This window comes from Pedobacter sp. 01T416_2 (assembly GCF_056398925.1).
Window position 1 is genome coordinate 1 of the sequence record NZ_JBFTQI010001036.1, and the last position, 1,596, is coordinate 1,596.

Genomic DNA, 1,596 nt, shown 5'->3' on the forward strand with positions numbered 1-1,596 from the left:
GGATAATCCCCTGTAGCGCCCTTTGTTTTTCTGCAGCATCCGTAATTTCTTCGAACTTGCCCCAGCACACCACACTTTTCCAATTATAAGTATCGCGGATCTGATCGGTCTGAAAGCATACCTGAGGGTTACTTTTCATCATCCTGATTTTTTGCCCCGGAGCAGAGTGAGCATAAACCGTACTGCTGCTATACACATAATTAATGGGCACAATGTAACTTACTCCATGTGCATGGCAGGCCAAACGGCCAATATATTGTTCCTTAAGGAGCTTTTCTATATCCTCTTCTTTTAATGTCCCTAACATCTTCTTATTCGTTAAATATTGATTAATAAACACCTAATCACCAGAAATATCCAAAACAATCCGTCCATCAATCTCGCCCTTTTTCATTTGATCGAACACATTATTGATATCTTCCAGTTTTGCTGATTTAACCTGCGCCCTTACCTTTCCATCTACCGCAAATTCGATCGCTTCCTGCATATCCTTTCTTGTGCCGACAATAGAACCCCTGATCGTTATTCTGTTCAACACGGTATCGAATATAGGAAGGTCAAAACTGCCTGGAGGTAGTCCGTTTAGCGATAAAGTACCTTTTCTGCGCAATGCAGAAAGCCCTTGACTAAAAGCAACAGGTGTTACTGCCGTAACCAATACGCCGTGCATACCCCCGGTTTGTTTTTTAAGAAATTCACCTGGGTCATGTTCTAGCGCATTAACAACAATGTCTGCACCCAGTTTTCTGGCCATTTCCAGTTTATCGTTTGAAATATCAATCGCGGCAACCTGAAAGCCCAGGGCCTTTGCATACTGAACCCCAAGATGGCCGAGCCCGCCAATACCTGATATGGCTACCCATTCACCTGCTTTTGCATCAGTTTCTTTTAAACCTTTGTATACGGTAACCCCGGCACAGATAATCGGCGCCATTTCTGCAAAATTTACATGCGAAGGGAAATGGGCAACGTATCTCGAATCGGCTATTACATACTCTGCAAAACCTCCATCAACGCTATAGCCTCCATTCTGCTGCTCATAGCATAATGTTTCCCAACCGGTTAAGCAGAATTCGCAACAGCCACATGCACTGTATAACCAAGGCACACCAACCACATCTCCTTCCTTAACAGTTTTAACATCATGTCCCATTGCCGCTACCAACCCAATGGCTTCGTGACCTGGCACCAATGGCATTTTTGATTTTACCGGCCAGTCTCCATTACAGGCATGCAGATCGGTATGGCATACCCCACATGAAATTACCTTAACCAAAATTTCGTATTGATTGAGCGGTCTAACCGGAAGTTCTTCTATGGCCAGTGGTCCTCCATATTCATGGATAACTGCAGCTTTCATTGTTTTAGGATACATATATTCTGTTTAACAATAGATTATAATAATTGAATTTTATCTGGTGATGAACCATTACATCGGAATGTTGTGTGATGGCGGTAAAACCAAAAGCGGGATCTGAATATGATCTGACATGTTCAGGGTATAGCTACCTTTAAGCAGGCGATGAAAAAAACCGTGTTTTCGATGCACCATGGTCAGGATATCGATCTGTCCGTTTTCTACGATCCAATCTAAAC

General features: G+C 43.0%; 2 protein-coding genes. Both read right to left on the reverse strand.

The window, feature by feature from the left end; all coding sequences use genetic code 11:
- A partial coding sequence (locus tag AC1DPQ_RS27080) for a pyridoxamine 5'-phosphate oxidase family protein (RefSeq protein ID WP_477611471.1) occupies positions 1-307 on the reverse strand: 307 nt, incomplete at its 3' end.
- Positions 308-340: 33 nt separating this feature from the next.
- Positions 341-1,360 (reverse strand): alcohol dehydrogenase AdhP, encoded by a 1,020-nt coding sequence (gene adhP, locus AC1DPQ_RS27085; RefSeq protein WP_477582409.1) that lies wholly within the window; start codon positions 1,358-1,360, stop codon positions 341-343.
- Positions 1,361-1,596 lie beyond the last annotated feature (236 nt).

Coding starts and splice junctions, on each gene's coding strand:
- adhP (WP_477582409.1), bottom strand. CDS start 1,360: ATGAAAGCTGCAGTTATCCATGAATATGGAGGACCACTGGCCATAGAA.